The sequence below is a fragment of the Rahnella inusitata genome (assembly GCF_003263515.1).
GTDB lineage: Bacteria > Pseudomonadota > Gammaproteobacteria > Enterobacterales > Enterobacteriaceae > Rahnella > Rahnella inusitata.
The window spans coordinates 1-1,133 of the sequence record NZ_JYDE01000058.1 but is presented as its reverse complement, the minus strand read 5'-3'; the positions used below and the strand labels follow the sequence as shown (position 1 = coordinate 1,133).

Annotated in this window: 2 protein-coding genes; both read left to right on the top strand. The window is 57.7% G+C overall.

Going from position 1 to position 1,133, the window contains the following annotated elements:
• Positions 1–712: GMC oxidoreductase (locus TU92_RS22205; protein ID WP_136627602.1), on the top strand; the 712-nt coding region annotated here is incomplete at its 5' end.
• A partial coding sequence (locus tag TU92_RS22200; RefSeq protein WP_136627601.1) for a c-type cytochrome occupies positions 709–1,133 on the top strand: 425 nt, incomplete at its 3' end. The genes TU92_RS22205 and TU92_RS22200, both read left to right, overlap by 4 nt.

Genomic DNA, 1,133 nt, shown 5'->3' with positions numbered 1-1,133 from the left:
CGTGCAGCTGTTCTTCGATGACAAAAACTTCAACCCGTTCATCGGCGCAGGTGCGGTCGGAATGGGCATCGACGACTTCAACAACGATAACTTCGATCACAGCGGTTTAGGTTTCTTCGGCGGCGGCAGCATCCGCGTTACGCCAATCGGCGGCGCGCCTATCGGCTATCGCCCTGTGCCACCGGGCACGCCGAAATGGGGATCCGAGTGGAAAAAAGCCACGGTCGCCAACTATCTCAGCTCGATGTCGATAGGTTGCGAGGCCAGCAGCTACACCACCAAAACCAACTATCTTTCACTCGATCCAAACTACAAAGATCGTCTTGGCCGCCCGCTGTTGCGCGTCACCTTCGATTTCCCTGAGAACGACCTGAAAATGGCCGCATATTGCACCGGTAAAGTCGCCGAGATCGCCAAAGCGATGAATCCACGTCAACTGGTCGCGAACCCGATGAAAGGCCACTGGAACGGCACGCCTTATCAGTCTTCCCATGTGGTCGGCGGATTTGTGATGGGCGCGGATCCGTCCACCAGTTCGGTGAACAAACACCTGCAAGTCTGGGACGTGCCCAACCTGTTTGTGGTCGGCGCTTCCGCCTTCCCGCAAAATCCGGGTTACAACCCGACCGGCACCGTCGGCGCGCTGGCGTTTAAAGCCGCTCACGCGATCCGTAATTACTACCTGAAAAAGCCGGGAGAGATGATTGCATGAAAAACTTAACCTCATTCTCACTCGGATTACTGGCGCTGAGCGTGTCAGGTCTGGCGCACGCGGCAGGCGACGGCTCTTTTGATCAGGTTGAACGTGGCCGCTATCTGGCAACCGTCGGTGACTGCGCGGCCTGCCACACGGCCTCCACGCCGGACGCCAAACCCTTCGCCGGTGGCGTGCCTATCGAAACGCCGTTTGGTCGTTTAGTGGGTGCGAACATCACGCCGGATGCGGAAACCGGTATCGGTAAATGGAGCTTTGACGACTTCCAGCGCGCCATGTCTGAAGGCATCGGCCACGGCGGCAAACGTCTGTACGGCGCGATGCCGTTTACCGCGTACACCAAAGTGACCCGTGATGATAACGCTGCCATCTGGGCGTATCTGCAAACCCTGCAACCTGTGCATCACGAAGTTGAAAC